The organism is Rhizobium sp. NZLR10, from assembly GCF_019685125.1.
Lineage (GTDB): Bacteria > Pseudomonadota > Alphaproteobacteria > Rhizobiales > Rhizobiaceae > Rhizobium.
In genome coordinates, this window is the sequence record NZ_JABDWE010000037.1 from 1 (window position 1) to 2,500 (window position 2,500).

1 tRNA gene and 2 rRNA genes (1 of these 3 cut by a window edge) are annotated in these 2,500 nt (G+C 54.4%); all 3 read right to left on the reverse strand.

The features are described 5' to 3' along the window. Positions 1-19: 19 nt before the first annotated feature. A tRNA-Met gene (locus HJB82_RS31375) sits at positions 20-96 on the reverse strand. A gap of 171 nt (positions 97-267) precedes the next feature. Continuing rightward, positions 268-382 (reverse strand): 5S ribosomal RNA (rrf, locus tag HJB82_RS31380). A gap of 220 nt (positions 383-602) precedes the next feature. Continuing rightward, positions 603-2,500, reverse strand: a 23S ribosomal RNA gene (locus tag HJB82_RS31385); it runs 982 nt beyond the window's last position.

Sequence of the window (2,500 nt, forward strand, 5' to 3'; positions counted from 1 at the left end):
TGTTTGATCATGGAAGGATTGGTTGCGGGGGCAGGATTTGAACCTGCGGCCTTCAGGTTATGAGCCTGACGAGCTACCGGGCTGCTCCACCCCGCGCCATGGCAAATCCATTGGATCTGCTTGAGTATTATAACACGAAAGGCCGCTTGTTAGTGGCCTTTTGACGGCGTTTGCCGTTGATTGTTTTGAGAAGATTGGTTTTGTTGGCGCATGCATCTTTCCGAAGCCTTAAGGCTCCGGGAGCATGCGTTAAGTTGCGCTTTGCAGACCTGGCAGCGACCTACTCTCCCGCGTCTTAAGACGAAGTACCATGGGCGCAGGGGCGTTTCACGGCCGTGTTCGGAAAGGGAACGGGTGCAGCCACCCCGCCATAACCACCAGGTCGGCAAAGCGCAACTTTATGTTTTGAGAAGCTGGCAGGCGTTAGCCTGTTTTCTTTTTTTGAACACGTCTTCGATCTTTTCCACCCGAGGGCGCTTGTGGCACCCATACAGGCCAGAGGCCGTCGCGCTCGGTAGCGCGGGCCGTCCGCAGCGCCATTGGCGCGTCAGGACAAAGGTCAAGCATCATCGAACTTTGTTCGATGAGCACAGTCAATGAGAACGATCAAGCCAATCGAGCTATTAGTACCGGTAAGCTTCATGCGTTGCCGCACTTCCACACCCGGCCTATCAACGTGGTCGTCTTCCACGGCTCTGATAGGGAATACTCGTTTTCAGGTGGGTTTCCCGCTTAGATGCCTTCAGCGGTTATCCCGTCCATATGTAGCTACCCTGCTATGCCCTTGGCAGGACAACAGGTCCACCAGAGATATGTCCATCCCGGTCCTCTCGTACTAGGGACAGATCCTGTCAATATTCCTACACCCACGGCAGATAGGGACCGAACTGTCTCACGACGTTCTGAACCCAGCTCACGTACCGCTTTAATTGGCGAACAGCCAAACCCTTGGGACCTGCTCCAGCCCCAGGATGCGATGAGCCGACATCGAGGTGCCAAACAACCCCGTCGATATGGACTCTTGGGGGTCATCAGCCTGTTATCCCCGGCGTACCTTTTATCCGTTGAGCGATGGCCCTTCCACGCGGGACCACCGGATCACTATGACCGACTTTCGTCTCTGCTCGACTTGTCAGTCTCGCAGTCAGGCGGGCTTATGCCATTGCACTCGACGACCGATTTCCGACCGGTCTGAGCCCACCATCGCGCGCCTCCGTTACTCTTTCGGAGGCGACCGCCCCAGTCAAACTACCCACCATACACTGTCCCGGACCCGGATAACGGGCCGCGGTTAGACATCCATGACGATAAGGGTGGTATTTCAAGGATGGCTCCACGGAAACTGGCGTCCCCGCTTCAAAGCCTACCACCTATCCTACACATGCCGACACGAATGCCAGTGTAAAGCTATAGTAAAGGTGCACGGGGTCTTTCCGTCTGACCGCAGGAACCCCGCATCTTCACGGGGAATTCAATTTCACTGAGTCTATGTTGGAGACAGCGGGGAAGTCGTTACGCCATTCGTGCAGGTCGGAACTTACCCGACAAGGAATTTCGCTACCTTAGGACCGTTATAGTTACGGCCGCCGTTTACTGGGGCTTCGATTCAAAGCTTGCACCTCTCCTCTTAACCTTCCAGCACCGGGCAGGCGTCAGACCCTATACGTCGTCTTGCGACTTCGCAGAGCCCTGTGTTTTTGATAAACAGTCGCTACCCCCTGGTCTGTGCCACCCCATCATACTTGCGTAGAATGGGGTCACGCTTCTTCCGAAGTTACGCGTGCAATTTGCCGAGTTCCTTCAACATAGTTCTCTCAAGCGCCTTGGTATACTCTACCTGACCACCTGTGTCGGTTTCGGGTACGGTCTATACGGTGGAGCTATTTCCTGGAACCGCTCCGCTGCCCATCCAATCCAATTAGAATGAACAACTTGTGCAATCCGTCACTACCACCAGGCCCACGAATATTAACGTGGTTCCCATCGACTACGCATTTCTGCCTCGCCTTAGGGGCCGGCTAACCCTGCTCAGATTAACTTTAAGCAGGAACCCTTGGTCTTTCGGCGAGAGGGTCTCTCACCCTCTTTATCGTTACTCATGTCAACATTCGCACTTCCGATACCTCCAGGAGCCCTCACGGGTCTCCCTTCATCAGCTTACGGAACGCTCCGCTACCACGTGTATTGCTACACATCCTCAGCTTCGGTGCATGGCTTCAGCCCCGTTACATTTTCGGCGCAAAGACCCTTATTTAGACCAGTGAGCTGTTACGCTTTCTTTAAATGATGGCTGCTTCTAAGCCAACATCCTGGTTGTTTTGGGATCCTCACATCCTTTCCCACTTAGCCATGACTTGGGGACCTTAGCTGGAGGTTAGGGTTGTTGCCCTTTTCACGACGGACGTTAGCACCCGCCGTGTGTCTGCCGAGTAGTACTCCCCGGTATTCGGAGTTTGGTTAGGATCAGTAAGACGGTGAGTCCCCATAGCCCATCCAGTGC